Raw genomic sequence first — 17,532 nt, forward strand, 5'->3', positions numbered from 1 at the left:
CTTGATTTCTCCCAATTCAATAGTCAGCACCTACTTTCCTTCGATATAACGGTGGAACAATATATCTAGCATCTTCTTCCCCATAAATACCTTTAATGTACGGAACCAATCGCTTTAAGTATTTCTGAATATTTTGATACAAATCCAACCGATGTTGGACGATGTTAGATGGCGTGACTTCCATCCAGAGGGAAGCTCTTCCCCACGCCCGGACAAGTGGTTCGAGAGCCTCGTCATCTCGGTAAAGAATAGAAAATAATTGTTTTAATTGATGAAGGTTCGGTTGTGGTTGATGTAGGATAAGAAGGATCTGATAAAGGACATGATTCGATTCATATAAGAGTGGTTTAATTCGTAATTCTAATGGGTTATTATTGATAGGAAAATTCTCGAGGAGGTATTGGAAGGTTTGATATGTTCGAGCAATAGTATGGTACATTTTTGCCCCCCTTAAATAGACATCTGTTAAAAAACACAAACATACATTATAGGTATATGAGATGAATAGGTTTTTATGATACGCTATTGCAGAGGTATATAATCCTTAGTGTGTTCCCCATTTAATATTTATTTGATTTCCTCCGCCAACTCTAAAATAATACCTTCTGGACCACGAACGTAGCATAATTTATAAGCGTTTTCGTAGTTTTGTATCTTACCAAAAAGTTCCGCTCCTTTCTTTTCCAATTTGGCAACAACAGCTTCAATATCTTCAACAGCAAATGCAATATGCCGGATACCTAAGGTATTTGCAAAAGATTGCTGAATACCTTTTTCATCTGACGGCGTATGGAATTTAACCAGCTCCAAAGTTGCCTGGCTATTCGGCACCCCTAACATTACAACGGTCTCTCTAACATTATTAAGCCCAATTATCCGTTCTACCCACTCTCCTTTCACTTCTCCTTCCCCTAGCACTTCAAGTCCAAATTCCTGAAAAAATTCTTTAACTGCCGAAAGATCATTTACGATTACACCGACATGATCTATTCTATTGATCTTCACATCTCATACCTCCTATATTTTATTAAGCTTATCACACACAATGGCTATGGCTTGGTAACGCGCCCGTTTGTTGAATCCTTTTCTCTTGAACAGTAAAAAAACTACGCAACAAATGGCTCTGGTGTTTTTCGTCTTTCTTCTTCAACATGAGCCACCGTTACTTTCTGTAGTGCTTACTGCTCACCTATGAAGAATGATTAAGAAATGTAAGAAGAATTTTATTTTAAGAAAGGTGCACTTTATTTGGAGAGGCGGGCATGATAGCCTACTTTAGCTGAGACAGAATCTTTGATACGTCTGGCTTCATAGCTCATAATCATGCCCGCAGAGGCTCCAAGTAAAATGACGCAATTTCCCTGCACTTACTTCCCAAAAGAAGTTTGTTAATACTTAGAAAAGTTTTAAAGCACTACATTTAGTTGCATTTATTCATCAATATTTAATAAAGATGATGCATTTAACGGCAAAATAATTGTCAGACGCACACCCATTACTTACTTGATTATATTCCGAACGAACAAATGCTTATTTTGAAATACAATTATACTGACCACAGCAAGTAATAGTCCTGAAACAATGAAGACTGTTCTAATTCCGATTAAATCTGCTAATATCCCCATAACAAGCGACGATATACCAAACACACCCGTTCCTATGGCACCTAAGGAAGTATAAACAGTCGATAACCTTTCCTTTGGAACGCTGGTTTGAATTACTGTTTGCTGAGGAATGTTCTTTATCTGTCCAAAAAGTCCAACGCCAAGTGATAATAATAAAGCAATGAATGGATTACTGGTCACGCTGAATAATTCTGTTATCAGAAAGCCAAACAATGAACCACCAAAGATAACCTTTCCTAATTTGTTTTCCAGAATAGAGGAGTATATTATACAATAAACACTCCCTAATATTAATCCCAAAAAGAAAGAACCATTAATGAAGCCCCACCATCTTTCACCTACGTGTAAAGCTTCACTGACGAACACATATAAAATAGCAGCAACCCAAACTGTTCCTGCAATGGTTTCCAAAAAGTCTATTAATGCTATTTTCCTTAACACCGGAGTATTAAGTAAAGTTTTCCAGCCCTCTTTAATCTGTCCTAATTTACCTTCTTGTTCAATTGACTGTTGTTGAATATTTTCTAAGAAACACAGCAGGATACTTGCAATAACAAATAAGAGCCCAACAACCCATACTACCTGTTGGGAGCTCATGACTATTAAGAACAAACTACCCACAAACCACATTACTGTTTGAATTAATTGAGTTACTGTTTCTGCAATACCATTTGCCTTTACTAACTGTTCAGACTTTACATAATGTGGAATCAATGTTTGTCTAAGTGGGTTTGCACATCCATCAAGTAATGCGATTAACCCGATGATGATAAACAATAGGAAATAATTGGATTCTTCTATTACGTTTAACATCAACCCTAATACAATGATTAGACACGTTTTCCCTAGTTGTGAACCAGCCAGTAACCACTTCAAATTTACTTTTCCGATTAAAAAAGGGGTCAACAGACTAGATACAAACATAGAAGAGGTAATGGTAAAGGGCACAAATGATGCTGCAGTTGCCGATCCTGTTAATACAAAAATCGTACTAATAATACTTACCATATACAGAACATCACCCATATTGGCAAGTGACTGTCCCATCAATAGCAAAGAAAAATTTTTATTCAGTTTCATACAATATCCCCCATTTTTCATACCTTTTCTTCTCTAAATGGGGGAATTTTAAATTGGACTATTCATCTATATATAGCTCCTTTGTTCTTATAGATAAATCCTGGGGGATATGAATTTATCAAAATTTTCCACTATAATCCTTATATAATTCTAACATAAATTTAAAGGATTACCTTCTTGCTCAACCCTTACACTGAAGTTATTCATAGACCAGCATGTATTTGCCATTTAATCTATGTATGAAATGGCAATATATTTCCTGACCTTCAACATACTGCCGATGTATAAAATCGTGTATATTGAGAGTCTTTTGATTATGGAGTTTCTTAAAGTAAAGCATCCTGTTTGTTTGATAAACGTTATTTATTTTTTAGTAGTCTTTCACCAAGAAAATCCTTGGCCATAAAATAGGCATTCGCTGTAAATAATTGTGTTTTTATTTGGTTTGTTCTTAGTAACTTACCCATTTCATCAAAGTCAAACAAGTTAGATTTTATATCTTCGGTATCATCTAAATCTTGTTCAAATTCTTTAAAGGCTTCTATGATAAGATAAGTTATAACTTTATTGTTTTGAGTGGCTGGATTGACCATAAATTCTCCTAATTTAATGGGCTTTGTCTTTGACGTGAATCCTGTTTCTTCTCTGACTTCTCTTAGTATTCCTTCCTCAAATGACTCATTTTCTTCTATTTTTCCAGCAGGAATTTCTAAAAAGAAATCATCTCCAGCATGTCGATATTGTTCCACAAGTACAATCTGTTTATCTTTAGTTAAAACAATTGCATTTACCCAATCGGAGTATTCATTGACATAATAATCATCTATTACAGTTCCGTTAGAAAGTTCACATTTATCTTTTCTTAAATTACCAAAAGGTGTCTTATATAAATATTCTGAGTCTAAAGTTTTCCATCTTTTCAAGCATAATTCCCCCTAAAAGTATTAATCTACTCTTTTATTTGAAAGTGATTTTTCAATATACCACTTTCTAAGTTGATTGATATGAGCCTGATGATAGCGGTTATGGTCAGCCATATGCCAAAGTCCCCAACGAATGGTTGCTTGCTTTTCATTTTCATGACCAAAAGTAACAACTTTATCTAAATCAACATCTGTTAATTGTGTACATGTATCTTTTAACATTTTTAATACACCTTTATATTTAGATATAAGTATATTCAAAGATTTTCCTTTGACCATCGGAAGCCTATTATTTCCATCTAACATGGGGCCATATTCCTCTTTTAGAGAATGGGGAAGTGGTTGCTGTTTCATTCTATAAACCCAATTAAGGTCAACATAGGTAATATGTTTTATTAACTGAGCTGTACTATTAAAGTTGTTATTTGGACCCTTGTAATCTATTTCTTCTTGGGACATACCATCTGTAATAAATTGTAATCGTTGACTATTTTCTTTCACAGCCGAATAAAGAATTCCCACAATTGGTGACATATTTGCATCACCTTTTAAATCGAAAAACATCCCAGACTTTCCTCCTGTATTAATATTTACAAATAAATTTTAACATAATATTCCGACGGTTCTTTCAAAAAATAATAGATCATCTTTTTTATGATCTTCTTATTCAACTCTTCACCCATTTATTTAAGTAGACCTCTTCACAAACTTAGATAAATTACTAAACTTGTTTCCACATTTTCAAAAATACATCTTCTTCCATTTTAAAATATGCATCCATAAATCCATAATAGATATACCCATCTTTAAGAAGTGTAAGTCTAACTGTAGAACCATCATCCAACTTAATACTCAATTCTCTGAATTGATCGTCATTTCGTGAATTACTTAATGGGTCTGAATTTTGACCACGAGGTATAGGCTTCGTCTTGTTTAGTTCCGCAACAAAGGTTTTTAAAGTTTCCATATCTTTAATAGGTTGATAATTATCAATATTGTTATTCCAATCACTGAATGTTCTATACTGTGCAGAAGATATATGCCCTTTAATATTTAATTTACCGAATACATCTTCACCTTTATTTATTGTAATTCCATTGAGGTTCTCATAAAATTCGGCATATTTCTTCCCGTCTTGTTCTTTATAAGTCATTATTCTAAAGTCTTTATCGTACCCTTTAACAGAGTATACATCTGCTTTTCCTACTGTCGATGCAAACTCTTCATCATAGGCTTCTTGTTCACTCCATTCATCTATTGTTCCTTTTGTTGTTCCGAGTTTTTCACCTATAATATCCTTTGCAGTTTTGGCATCAATCTCTGTCCTTGTATTTGTGTATATTTTACCGTTATATACAATTAAACCAATCATATCAGCACTCATATTTTCCTCTGGTAATTGAATAGCAGGGATATTAACTCCACCATCTTCCATAACAATTGGTGTATTGGGATTATTTGTTGTATCGCTTAAATCGTTATTAAACAAAGTGAACGTTCCGATAGACACGAGTAAAGCGGCAGCAATGCCTATGCCTTTTACATTATATCTTTTTTTCTCACTTTTCATTTCTTCTTTAGCTTGGGAAATGCCCATTTTACTTCTCTCACTCAATTCTTTTGGTAGTTCAATTTTATCCATTTCTAGTTTAATCTTATTACTCATAGAAACCGTCTCCTTTCAAATTATTACGGAGCTTATTTAAACCTCTATATAAAATAGTTTTCGCCGTACCTAAAGGGATATCGAGCGTTTCGGATACCTCTTTGAATGTTAACCCTTCGTAAAATCTTAAAATAACAACACTTTTTTCTTCTTCATTTAAACCTTCGATTAAGTCACGAACCGTCACTTCTAAATCAATGTCTTCGTTTATACCCCCCGATAAATTTCCCTCAAGTTCTGGCATTAACTGAACTACTTTTTTCTGCTTTCGAAGTAAATCTAATGAACAGTTAACTGCTATTCTTATTAACCAAGTTTTAAAGTATTTTGGCTCTTTTAGATTTTTGATTGTTTTGAATGAACGATATGCTGTTTCTTGAACCACATCGAGTGCATCGCTTTGATTTTTCACATATACAAAAGCTATTTTATAGATATCCTTTTCGTATTCCTGAAATAAAGTTAAAAATGCATTATCATTACCTTTTTGAGCTTTCTTTACTAGATCTAGCAATCAATTGCCACCTCCGTATCCCATTTCATTTATTAGACGTTTAAATTATTCGTTTGGCTTTAATTTGTTTTTTCAAAAAAATAATCGCCCTTTAAAGGACGATATACTGACGTTAATTCAAATCCCTTATTCAACTTTACTGATAATGAATGCTACTTAAAAACGTCTTGAAAATACGACAAAGGAAATAAAGACAGTCATCATTGTTAAAGCAGCCAAAACGCTCACACTTTGATAACCACTCAATGTTATTACGTTAAATTGAAAAAGTCCCATTAGTATAATCATATAACCTAAGATGAAAAAGTAACTAATAAACATACCCTTTTCCCGTATTCGTTTGGAACGTTCATCATTTTCTTTAAATTGAGGATAAAGATAAGCATTACAAAACGCCATCACACTAACTCCAAACAAAACTATATCGTGACCCATCGGAAAAACTCCAGCTGAAATAGAAGCAATACTTGCTATTACGCTAAATGCTAAAAAGAGAAATCCAAAGACAACAAATTGTATTTGACCTGTTTTTTTATTCATAATTCAACCTCCTAATAATAAATAAAATTACTTATAATCGTCTTGTTCTAAGAAAAAGATGTTTTCCACACTTGTATCAAATAATTCAGCGATAATCATTGCCAAGGGAAGAGATGGATTATACCTACCCTTTTCAATTGATATAATTGTTTGTCTAGAAACCCCTAACTTTTCTGCTAACTTATCTTGAGAGAAACCAAGTTTCTTTCTATGTTCATTCATTTTATTTTTCAATGTTACTACCACCTCCTACTACATCAATTTATGGTAAAGCACCCTTTACGTCAAGTTTGCTTTACATATATTTTATCATTATTTAAAATTCCCTTTAATGACATAAAAAAAACTGTACCTTTATTAAAAAGACACAGTTTAAATGTTTATCAGTATTCTGCCTACTTAGTTTACGTACATCACTTTCATTACCCACTCATATTTTAGGTTTTGAGTACTGAAGCAGTGTATAATTGTTCACTTGCACTAAGCACATAAGTAGAAAAACGATACTAATCATTTAAGCATTTTCCGTTGAGAATTGCTGCGTATATTTTTCGATCCTGGACACCCTAGTTTTAGATTGTTTGGCTTTTGAGAAGTAAAGAACGTATGCCCTTTGTCGTCCCGGTGTCAATGCCTCAAAGGCGGTTTTTAAGGCAGGGATTTCATCGAATTTATTTTGCAGTTCTTCAGGAATAATGAATTCTGAAGTCTGTTTATAATTAACTTCCAAACCAGCTTTTTCAACTTCAATCGCTTCATTAATATAGGTTTTCAAGATGGTTTCCATTTCAACTATTTCTTGAACATTGGTGAACCGAATCTGGCGTTGTGCCTGAGAATTCTCACCAGGCTTGATTAGAATATCCTTGGTATCCTTTAACAGGACACCTTTGAAAAACATAAGCGCACAATATTCTTTAAACCCTTGAATGATAACAATATTACTTTTCTCAAACGTGTAACATGGTTTACGCCACTTTAATTCTTCTGTTAGCCCACAATCAAGAAGGATCATTCTCAATTTATCTATTTCTTCCGGCCACTTTTCGACTTTACTGATATATTCATCAATCTTAGGATTCATTTTACTATCTGTCAGCAAGGAACACCCCTTTTTCCTTTTGTTACCATACTATCAATTTTAAAGATAGATAGTATGGTAAAAGCTATCTTATTTCATTTAATGCTTCCCAAAATAATGTTAACTCCTGTACATACGAATTATTTATATTTGTAAGAAGTTCATCAAACAACTTTTCATTTTTATGAATGTAAAGGGATAAATTCCTTCTATTTTGTATCTTGAACCAAATTTGTTGATTCTGGACAATGCCGAGTTTGGCTAACTCCCTAACAGCCTGGCGAGGAGTTTCGACAGATTTACCTTTTGCATCTAGGTAAGCAAACATCACCTTTTCTGCAAAATGTAATGTAATTTCAAAATAATGGATGTATCCTGCTTTTTCAAGTTTACTATCGAATACAGAGTTCTTATGTTTTATTAATTCATTGAATGCCTTCTCGTAATTCTCAAAAATCTGTCTCCAGCGAATTTCGTCATCATTATTCATGGAATTTCTCCTTTTTCTTAAGAATCCCCTTATTCATTGTTTACTTCATAATGCAGTTCTACAAATTGATTAAAGTTTCTTGTACCTTTTAACGACAAATCTAATTGATAGTCGCCTTGTTTAAATAATGGTATTCCCTTACCGATTACACTTGGGGCAACTGTTAAAATCATTTCGTCAACTAAATTTTCCTTAATGAAAGAGTGTAGCAATTCCCCACCACCAACCATCCAAATATTCTTTCCTTCTTTGTTTTTAAGATGATTGACAAAATGAACTATATCTCCATTTTTAAAACTTACATCCTTCGTGTCCTCAACCGCTGATCTTGTAAAAACATAACACTCTTTTCCCTGATATGGAAACTCTCCTGTTTCATGCTTCACAATCCAATCATACGTTTTCTTCCCCATTAAACAGTGTCAACCGTATTATAAAACGCTAAAAATCCATTGTCGCCTTCACCTTCAACATTAAATAGCCAATCTAAAGACTCATCGTTTGTAGCTATGTATCCGTCCAGACTCATAGCAATAAATAATACCAATTTTCGTTTGTTATTCATAAAATCCCACCCCGAACAAGATTATATGTTCAAATTTTTGATTTACTCATGCAACTTAGTGATGGACCATTTCATATAAGTAAGGAAGTTGCTGAGACAAAACCTCTTCATCCGATCGCCATTCAAACTTAGGGCCAATCCCACCATATTCAAATGCTACACCCCATGGTTCCGGCCAGTACCCTGCGTTTATTTGCTGAATAACCCACTTTGCTAAATTCCAATCTTCATCAGTCATTGGCATACTGTCACGTAGTCGAGCATTTTTGTCAGCCTGAATTCCTGTAATATGCAATTCTTTAAGGTGATGGAGTGGAAGTTTTGACATATATTCTTATACATTCAGGCTTTAACAGCTAACTTCATAAATTCACCTCATGTCTTATTCCAGATTCAAGATTGATAAGTGGTTAAACAAGACAACCTTTCGCTATCCATCCAACTTTCCCCTCTTTTTTAATTAAAGTATATACGGAGCAGTTATCATCAATTACGGATAGAATATCTCCTCGGTTTCACTTATTTGTGAGCAGGAAACATCTGTTTTAGCCGTATAACGCCCATTGTCATTTTGATGAATATACTCATTTTTCACGTAGAGCATTTCATTTGTTTCTAGCTGTTCACATAAAGTAAAGTGATCACCATACTCTACTGGTAAAATTTCATAGAATGGATACTCAACAGATCCTTTTACCTTTTCATCCTTACTAAAATCTTTGATCACTTTACGAGAGGGTAAATGATCAACACAAGCATGCGAAAATAAATCTTCATTAGCCGTTTTATGTATAACCAAAGCATTAAGCTGTCCTGTATCTTTTATGACATTTCCCCCATCGATGGCGATGATTTTCTTCTCGTCATCAATGATTGTGTTATGGGAAGGTATGTCTTGTAAATAATTCACAACTGGCCAATGTCCAACCACAACATATTGGTCCGCCTTATGCGTTTTATCCAAAAATGAAGACATGGTAATCGCAGTTGCACGTTCTGTTTGCCTCCAGTCTTCCCTGTCTTCTAATCCTGCGTGAACAAAAATATATTTGTCCGTTTCAATAGCGGTGGCTAAATTGGATAGCCATTTGATTTCTTCTGAAAAATGATAGAGTAATAATTCCTTTACTTCTTGAATTTCTACTTGTTCATGAAGTTCAAATCCTAATTGTTCCAGCCATTCATTAAGAAGGGAATGGGGTCGATTTGACAAATACTTGATCAATTCAGGATTTTCATCCAAAAGATCATGAACCAAAGTATCACAGTTTCCTTCTGTAACATGAACATTTGCATTCTTAGAGGATAAATCCATTATGTAGTCTACAACCGCTTTACTATTAGTTCCTTTTTCACATAAATCACCATTAACAATTAGGAAATCTTCATTGCTAAAATGAACCTTCATTAAAAGCTCTTTGAATAAATCTATTTCTCCGTGAATATCAGAGATTACAATAACTCTGGAACGTTCAGGAATGGATAACTTCTTTATTTTGTCCAATGGATTTTCTCCTTTACTACGATATTTCAAAAACAAATCATAGAACATTTTTCACTAGTGACATTATTCGATAAAAATATCTAACAATCCTTTATTACAAAAAGAAGCAGCCCAATTTAACATCTTGGACTGCTTCCTTTACTCTGATTATTCTCTATTTCTTTTTTAAAATCTCGTACTGCTTAATGACTTCTTGTGTAATCTCACTATCTTCATTTAGCCCACTTACGTTTTTTAGAACATATGCAGGTCCATGCTCCTGTAACATTTCCTGTATTTCTACGGCTTCTGCATCTTCCGGGTTATCAAACAATAAGGCAGCAGCAATCGCTTTTGCTAGATTTGTGAAGGATAATCCTGCTTTTTGAGCTTGTGTAGCCGGACGAATCAAGCGGTCTTCAGGTCCAAGTTTTCTTTTTGGAGCACGTCCTACTCTTGTTACCATATCATTTAAATGTGGGTTTCTGAAGCGTTCAATATTCTTATTAATGTAGCTTAAATGTTCTTCTTGATTAAGACCATATTCTTTTACTAGGTAGGCACCCGTTTCCTTGAGCGTTTCTCTCACCTGACTTGTAACGGCTTCATCCTCTAACGTCTCATGGATTTTGGATTTACCTTCGAAATAACCAAGGTAGGCAATCACTGCATGGCCCGTGTTAACGGTAAACAATTTTCGCTCAATAAACGGTGCTAAGTCCTCTACGATTTTCATTCCTTTTATCGGTGGAATCTCTTCCTCTGTTTCCACTACCCACTCATAGTAAGGTTCAACGAGCACATCTAGTGAATCCTGGTCCTGAATCGGAACAATGCGGTCAACAGCTGAGTTGAAGAAATAGACCTTCCCCTCTAGCTTGCCTTTTGTTTCGTCATCCAGATTATCAAAGATATATTTCTTTAAAATGTCTGTTGCACCGATTTGATTTTCACACGCAATCACATAAAGCTTTTCATTTGTTTTTGCAATGCGTTCAGAAATCCCGCGCGCAATTAATGGGGCAATTCGTGGCAAAATATTAGGACCAATCGCTGTTGTTAGATAGGTTGCGTCCTGAATTGCCTCAATGACCTCATTTTCCTGATTCATGTTATTTAATCCAGAAACATTTTCAATTTTAATGGTTTCCTGCTCTTCGCTAGCAAGCTTAACTTCATAACTTTTATCTTCATTTAGTTTTGAGATAATCTGATCGGCTATATCAACGAATGTTACATGATAGCCAGACTGCGAAAATAATGCCCCTATAAAACCTCTGCCAATATTCCCTGCTCCAAAATGAACGGTATGTTTCACCATTATCATTCCTTTATCAAATTATTTTGTAGGTATTCTAAAAATAAGTCTTCTACCTTTTTTCGGATGATTGCTTCATTCGAGGATGAAAAAATCATCGTGGCAATATCACTTTCTATCAAGCTGGTACTAATTAGACTAAGAATTTCCTGCTCTCGCTTGCTCATGTTTTCTGGTGCCAGCATTAAAAGAAGATTCTTAACCTCTATCTCCTCCCCATTCATCCCTTGTACTTTACAAGGATTGTCTAAATGGGAAACCTGAAAAACCAGCTGATTTACACTTTCACTCCGACAATGGAAAAGGCCCATATTTGTATTTGGTATACCCAGACCACCTTTTTTCTCCCGCTCTTTTAATTGATTGAGTACATTCATGGAATTATTAATTAATCCTTGTTGTTCAGCTTCTTCAATCATTTCCCCTATCGACTTCCAGTGATTTTCAGTATTTTGCTTACGATAAACCTGTAAATTACGAAGAATCGATTCCATGCTAAAATGAACATCTTTTATTTCCTGTAGTAACTCATTTACATCTAACGGTTTGCTTTTAGGGAATGACTTATTCTGAGCCGATGAGGGCAGGAATTGCTTTCTTCTTGTTAACTTCTCTAAATTTTTCTGCAAATAATTTTTGATGACCCCGATATCCTTCTCAGTTAATAATGGACTTACGTGTATATAATCCACATCCGTAAATGGGAGCCTGACAGTAGAAATAATGAGATCATGATCATTTAGATTAGCAGTCTGAAAATCTTTAATGGATAAAATATTCACCTCATTAATTTCAGCTAACTCCTTTTGAATACGGCTGGCCAGCAATTTAGAAGCTCCAATACCTGTTGGACAAACAACAACAGCGTTTATACTCACATTCTCCTCATTCATCAGCAAAGCCGAGCCAAAGTGGAGGACAACAAAGGCAACTTCATCGTCGGGAAAGTCCACATCCGTAAATTGATTTTCCAGGCTGCCTCTAACAGCCATAAATAATACCGGATATTTTCTTTTTATTTCATCTGTCAAAGGATTAAATAAATCAAGATTCTGTTTCAAACGAAATAAAGAAGGTTCCATGTGCGCCAACAATCCTTGAAACAAGGAGAAATCATCAGATAAATTTACATTAAGCTTGACTGACACGTCCTGAATAACATTTTTTATCAGCTTACTAAGTTGAACACTGTCATAATAAACTGCATCAGTGGGCTGTACCTTAGAACCTCTTAAAACAACTGCTAAGTAATGAATATCATTATCTGTAATCCGAACCAAAAGCGTTTCACTCAGCTCTTTGCATATACTTTCCATGAGCTGAAATTCATGGGTGTTTTCATTTTCCAAAGGATAATCTTCCAATAAATCGTTATTTTCCGTACGCTGAATGGTAAGGCAAATTTGAACAATGAGCCCAATATAATCATTGTCCGCAAGCTTTGTCTCTCCATTATTAATCGTTTCATTTACCAATTGGTCGATAGCAAATAAATAGCGAGGGGAAAAATAACCTAGAATAGTCTCCTCAACTTTATTACCCTGTTGTAGAAAATATAAATGTTCGATGAGATCCTCGTAAAAGTAATGTAAAAAATAGCTGGCAAGAGCATGTCTTATGCTGGCTTCCTTACCAATTAATTCGACCCCTACACCTCTTTTTCTCGTGAGGGTAATGGAAAACTTTTGCAGCCAGTAAGCCACATCATCCAAATAGGACGTCAAGGTGGAATCGCTAATTCCCAGTTCATTGGCAAGGACCTGTTTTTTTAATGACGGTCCCTCATGCAGCAGTATAAGCAACAATCTCAATTTACGTTCTTCAGGCGTTTCATCGGTTGTATTTACACTGATAAGGCTTTGAACGAGCCGGTAGATTTGATCATTTCTTCCATCAATATAAAGCCCTTCATTTGGATGACGTTCCAACTTTAAATCAAATGGTTTTAAAATCTTCTCAACGGATTTAAGATCGCGTTGTATGGTTCGAACACTAACGTTTAAAAATGCAGAAAGAGAGTGTATCGTGTGCGTCCCCGAAGACCTTACAATTAAGTCAATGATTGATTTTTCCCTTGATGTGATAAACATTCATCTCACTCTTTTCAATTATAAAATGTCCTTCTTTCAAGAGAAAAAAGCTTTTGAACCTAGAACAGAAAGGCAGGATAACCTGCCTTTCTCTAATTTCCATTAATAATGTCTTTAATTTCTTGTGCCGTTTTGGCCTGTATCATCTTATCAACATTTTCCTGTTCTGAGCAAATCACTGCTATGCTGGATAGAATTTCTAAGTGAGTCCCATCTTTACCTGCTATTCCGAAGATAAGTTTAGCCTGCTCTCCATTAAACTCTACCCCATTTGGCACCTGGACAACGGTAAATCCTGATTTGTTCACTGCTTTTTTAGCGTCTTCCGTACCGTGAGGAATGGCTACATTATTGCCCATATAGGTAGATGTGATTTCTTCACGTTCAAGCATGGCATCTACATAATTATCTTCAACGTACCCACCTTTTACTAAAGCTTCTCCAGCAAAACGAATAGCCTCTTCTTTCGTCGAGAATTCCTTACCAATAAAAATGTTTTCTTCACGTAATAAATCCTCATCCTCGGCTTGCTCTACATTAGGATTAACATCTGCTGAATCTTCGTCTGATTCTTCAATAAGTTCTTCTTGCTCTGTAGTTTTCCCGTTTTGTAAGCTATCAATCAGCTTATCATACTCAGGACTGGACAAAAAGTTCTCAACGGAAATGTGATAAGCTTCCGGAAGCTTATTCTGTGCACGAGGAGTTAATTCCTCCTGAGTTATAACAATATCGGCATCAGATGACAGATTGCTAATCGCTGTGTTTGTAACCGATACATCAAGGTTAGCTTCATTCATTTTCTTACGAAGAAGGGAAGCCCCCATTGCACTGGATCCCATACCTGCATCACAGGCAAATACAATCTTATTGACTTCTCCTGGCATGGAATTGTTATTTACGGTTGATCCGCCGGTTACATTGTCAGCAACAGAGCTTTTCTTCCCTTTCATTTCTTCCATTTTCTTTGTAGCTTCATTAATATCGCCATCTTTTTGTTTATCTGACTTTAGAACAATAGCAGAAATAATAAAGGATACAATGGTAGCAACAATGACTGCTGCAAAGTTTGCTATATAAACCATTCCCTCTGGAGGAGTAACAGCTGTAATCGCTAAAATACTACCAGGAGATGCTGGTGAAACCAATCCTCCACCTAAAAGGACAAGGGTGAAAATACCACTCATACCACCAAGAATGACAGATATAAACAACATTGGTTTCATTAACACATAAGGGAAGTAAATTTCGTGAATACCCCCAATAAAATGAATGATTCCTGCTCCTGGTGCGGACTGTTTAGCTGTTCCTTTTCCAAATATCATGAATGCTAATAACACACCAAGACCTGGACCTGGGTTTGCTTCAAGAAGGAATAGAATTGATTTTCCTCCCTGTTGAACCTGTTCTAAACCAATCGGTGACAAAACACCATGGTTAATCGCATTATTTAAAAATAGAATTTTAGCTGGTTCAATAAGTATACTTGTTAGCGGTAATAATCCTGCAGCAACTAACCAATCAACTCCCGCTACTAGTAACTGCGTAAATCCATCAACAGCTGGACCTACACCTAAGAACGCAAGAATGGCAAGGATTCCACCAAGAATTCCTGCTGAGAAATTATTTACAAGCATTTCAAATCCTGTTCTAATTTTCCCGTCAATAGCTTGGTCAAATTTCTTAATGACATAAGCTCCAAGTGGTCCCATGACCATTGCACCTAAGAACATTGGTGTGTCTGGTGCACCAACGATAACTCCCATCGTGGCAATCGCACCAACTACTCCACCTCGCTGATCATATATTAACTTACCACCTGTATAACCAATTAATAGAGGGAGTAAGTAAGTGACCATAGGAGAAACTAATTTGGCAAGGTTTTCATTAGGAATAAAGCCACTGGGAATGAACAACGCCGTAATTAGACCCCAGGCGATAAATGCACCGATATTGGGCAATACCATAGAACTAAGGAAGTTACCGAACTTCTGAACTGCAACTTTAATATTTGATTGACCCATTTTATTCTTCCTTTCCATTATATTAATCATAATCATGACTATTTTAATCATAGAATAATGGTAGTGGCCGATTCAATGACAATGAAAACTAACTTTGTCGCATCTAAAATGACAAAGGTAAAGTTTCTAAATATAAAAATTAACGCGAGAATTATTTAAAGGGTTCCGTTTTGAGGTGTATTTTTCAAAACATCCATATTAATGACAACTAAATTGGTAAAGGAAATGACACACTAAATGTCTTCATAAAAAAAGAGGATTGTCTTAAATTATGAGACGATCCTCTTTAAATTAAAGCCCCAGTTAATGGAACATCTATTTAGTATTTACCAAGAAAATATTTTATCTCGCTTAAATGGATGATAAAAACTCAGGCAGTACTTTTTCATGCTTGTCGAGCATAATCTGTTCTGGCTTAATGCCCTGCTCACGCAGTACTTCAATGTTCTGAACGAGGAACTCGTCGCTACCGACAATATAGAAGAGTCCATCCTTGTCTGCAGCAAGATTTTTCACTTCTTCATAGTAGTCTTTACGGTTATCGACGAACTGTGATGTGAAATTCTTGTCAGGTGCGGATTCAAAAATATTAGTAAATAAGAAATCTTTTGATGAATCGATGTTGAGGGAATGAATTTGATTGACGTTGTCAGCACGTTCGAAATAATCAAGTACAAGCGGTCTGAAAGTTGCCAGGCCGACACCTGATGATAGCAGGTAAACATTTTTGTCTTCTCTTCTAAGCGGTACATTCGAATGCGTTTTAAATATTGCAACTTCATTGCCAACTTCAAGATTTCTTAAAATCGTCTTAAACTCAGAGGACTGCTCTCTGATTCGTGTTGTGATACCGATTGAATTTTCCTGCGGTAAAGTGGAGATGGACATATGGCGAATCAGGCTGCGGTTTGGTTTATCTCCGGCATTGAAACCTTCCAGTGCGAAGTGGGTGTGGGAACCTTCTTCCCATGTAAAGTCTTCCGGACAGTCGAGCAGGTACGTTTTAACCTCAGACGTTTCTTCAATAACCTTATTTATTTTAGTCCAGTATATTTGCATTATATATTCTCCTTACTCAATGATATGTATCGTTACAATCTATTATATAATAAGTGATAACGATTCTCAATTAAACAGAGGATTGATTATTTCATATTCGTAATCCAAGGCTGTGTTAAACTTATTGTTGATTTTCTACCAAGTTCATTGGAGTGGAAGTGCGTAAGACTCCTGTGGGAAGAAGGCATATGGGAGGCCACGCAGGCGTATGCTGGAGGGCTGCCGGACAGACCGCGGAATCGAGTGCACTGGAGTGGAAATCAACACCTATGTTTAACAGAGCCTTCTTTAAACATAATGCAATTCTTAAAGGGTTCCGTTTTTTTCAGATGCATATAGCTAATTAATCTTTGTTCAACAATCGGGCCATTATCTAGGAAAACACTTTTGAAAGCAGGTTAAAAATTGAAGTCAATGAAATATAGCCTTTTAAATACAAATGACATCATGTTTACTAGTGAGGGGAAATTCGGGCTTATTTCTTGTATTCCATTAACCAGCAATCCTGATATTCTCCTTCATGAAGTTCATGTTTTGGAAGCCACTTCACTTTATGAAACCCGCATTTTTCATAACATCGTAAAGCTCTCCCGTTTTTTGCTTGCGGATCCATTACCACATAATCTGCTTTTCTATCCTCTATTAAGAAGTTAACCATAGATTTTACAAGCAATGTGCCAATTCCCTGATTCCAATACCCTGTCTCACCAATGAATTGATCGATTCCAAAAATATTTCCTTCTGAATAACCGTATGTTGCCTTCAATTCCTCTTCTATTAAATAAAACTGAATATAACCTATCTCTTTCCCTTCAAACAATACTATACATCTAAATACATGGTTTTCATCGCCATAAAAATTCCTGTTTACCTTGTCTATATCAAATGGATAATCTCTTCCTTCATAAAACTTCAGTACTGCAGAATCTGAGAGCCATTTCGTCAGCAAAGGCTTATCCTTTTCTGCTAATTTACGAACTTGTATTTTTCCGTTTTGAAATAATAACATAACATTCATCCCTGTTTTTAGAACTTTCATATTTGAAAACGATATACAGTCAATATTTAATTACG

General features: G+C 35.4%; 18 protein-coding genes and 2 pseudogenes. All 20 read right to left on the reverse strand.

Translation table 11 applies throughout. The features are described 5' to 3' along the window. Positions 1-16 precede the first annotated feature (16 nt). Entirely contained in the window at positions 17-439 is a 423-nt protein-coding gene (locus tag BMX63_RS09060; RefSeq protein ID WP_093134457.1) for a hypothetical protein, read from the reverse strand. A gap of 128 nt (positions 440-567) precedes the next feature. Next, positions 568-1,005: a VOC family protein gene (locus BMX63_RS09065; RefSeq protein ID WP_093134459.1), complete on the reverse strand. Its 438-nt coding sequence runs from the start codon at positions 1,003-1,005 to the stop codon at positions 568-570. Positions 1,006-1,499: 494 nt separating this feature from the next. Then, complete coding sequence (locus tag BMX63_RS09070; protein WP_093134462.1) at positions 1,500-2,705, reverse strand: MFS transporter; 1,206 nt, start codon at positions 2,703-2,705, stop codon at positions 1,500-1,502. A gap of 359 nt (positions 2,706-3,064) precedes the next feature. After that, positions 3,065-3,628, reverse strand: a complete 564-nt coding sequence (locus BMX63_RS09075; protein ID WP_093134465.1) for an NUDIX hydrolase — start codon at positions 3,626-3,628, stop codon at positions 3,065-3,067. A gap of 21 nt (positions 3,629-3,649) precedes the next feature. Next, positions 3,650-4,192, reverse strand: coding sequence for a DinB family protein (locus BMX63_RS09080; protein ID WP_093134468.1), 543 nt, complete (start codon positions 4,190-4,192; stop codon positions 3,650-3,652). Between the two features lie 157 nt (positions 4,193-4,349). Continuing rightward, positions 4,350-5,294 (reverse strand): hypothetical protein, encoded by a 945-nt coding sequence (locus BMX63_RS09085; RefSeq protein WP_093134470.1) that lies wholly within the window; start codon positions 5,292-5,294, stop codon positions 4,350-4,352. Then, on the reverse strand, positions 5,287-5,808 hold the full coding sequence (locus BMX63_RS09090; RefSeq protein WP_093134473.1) for an RNA polymerase sigma factor: 522 nt from the start codon (positions 5,806-5,808) through the stop codon (positions 5,287-5,289). The genes BMX63_RS09085 and BMX63_RS09090 overlap by 8 nt, the downstream gene beginning before the upstream one ends. 156 nt (positions 5,809-5,964) lie before the next feature. After that, positions 5,965-6,348, reverse strand: coding sequence for a hypothetical protein (locus tag BMX63_RS09095; protein WP_093134475.1), 384 nt, complete (start codon positions 6,346-6,348; stop codon positions 5,965-5,967). 27 nt (positions 6,349-6,375) lie between these two features. Then, complete coding sequence (locus tag BMX63_RS09100) at positions 6,376-6,582, reverse strand: helix-turn-helix transcriptional regulator (protein WP_093134478.1); 207 nt, start codon at positions 6,580-6,582, stop codon at positions 6,376-6,378. A 272-nt stretch (positions 6,583-6,854) separates the two neighbouring features. Then, positions 6,855-7,447 (reverse strand): annotated as a pseudogene (locus tag BMX63_RS09105) (YdeI/OmpD-associated family protein). Between the two features lie 67 nt (positions 7,448-7,514). Then, entirely contained in the window at positions 7,515-7,919 is a 405-nt protein-coding gene (locus tag BMX63_RS09110; protein WP_093134481.1) for a nucleotidyltransferase substrate binding protein, read from the reverse strand. Positions 7,920-7,948: 29 nt separating this feature from the next. Continuing rightward, positions 7,949-8,332: a dihydrofolate reductase family protein gene (locus BMX63_RS09115; protein WP_342732242.1), complete on the reverse strand. Its 384-nt coding sequence runs from the start codon at positions 8,330-8,332 to the stop codon at positions 7,949-7,951. Continuing rightward, complete coding sequence (locus BMX63_RS18745; RefSeq protein ID WP_342732245.1) at positions 8,332-8,484, reverse strand: dihydrofolate reductase family protein; 153 nt, start codon at positions 8,482-8,484, stop codon at positions 8,332-8,334. The genes BMX63_RS09115 and BMX63_RS18745 overlap by 1 nt, the downstream gene beginning before the upstream one ends. Before the next feature lie 55 nt (positions 8,485-8,539). Then, entirely contained in the window at positions 8,540-8,812 is a 273-nt protein-coding gene (locus tag BMX63_RS09120) for a hypothetical protein (protein WP_093134483.1), read from the reverse strand. An 82-nt stretch (positions 8,813-8,894) separates the two neighbouring features. Beyond that, positions 8,895-9,988: pseudogene (locus BMX63_RS09125) on the reverse strand (metallophosphoesterase). A gap of 154 nt (positions 9,989-10,142) precedes the next feature. Beyond that, positions 10,143-11,285 (reverse strand): mannitol-1-phosphate 5-dehydrogenase, encoded by a 1,143-nt coding sequence (locus BMX63_RS09130; RefSeq protein ID WP_093134747.1) that lies wholly within the window; start codon positions 11,283-11,285, stop codon positions 10,143-10,145. A gap of 5 nt (positions 11,286-11,290) precedes the next feature. Then, on the reverse strand, positions 11,291-13,375 hold the full coding sequence (locus tag BMX63_RS09135; protein ID WP_093134486.1) for a BglG family transcription antiterminator: 2,085 nt from the start codon (positions 13,373-13,375) through the stop codon (positions 11,291-11,293). A 92-nt stretch (positions 13,376-13,467) separates the two neighbouring features. Beyond that, positions 13,468-15,399 carry a PTS mannitol transporter subunit IICBA gene (locus BMX63_RS09140; RefSeq protein ID WP_093134489.1) on the reverse strand — a complete coding sequence of 644 codons (1,932 nt, stop codon included), beginning with the start codon at positions 15,397-15,399 and terminating at the stop codon, positions 13,468-13,470. Positions 15,400-15,750: 351 nt separating this feature from the next. Then, the gene (locus BMX63_RS09145) at positions 15,751-16,458 is read right to left on the reverse strand and encodes a dihydropteridine reductase (RefSeq protein WP_093134492.1); all 708 of its coding nucleotides are present in this window, start codon (positions 16,456-16,458) and stop codon (positions 15,751-15,753) included. Positions 16,459-16,933: 475 nt separating this feature from the next. Continuing rightward, positions 16,934-17,467 carry a GNAT family N-acetyltransferase gene (locus tag BMX63_RS09150; protein WP_093134495.1) on the reverse strand — a complete coding sequence of 178 codons (534 nt, stop codon included), beginning with the start codon at positions 17,465-17,467 and terminating at the stop codon, positions 16,934-16,936. Positions 17,468-17,532: the final 65 nt, after the last annotated feature.

The sequence above is a fragment of the Salinibacillus kushneri genome (assembly GCF_900111405.1).
Taxonomy (GTDB): Bacteria; Bacillota; Bacilli; order Bacillales; family Alkalibacillaceae; genus Salinibacillus; species Salinibacillus kushneri.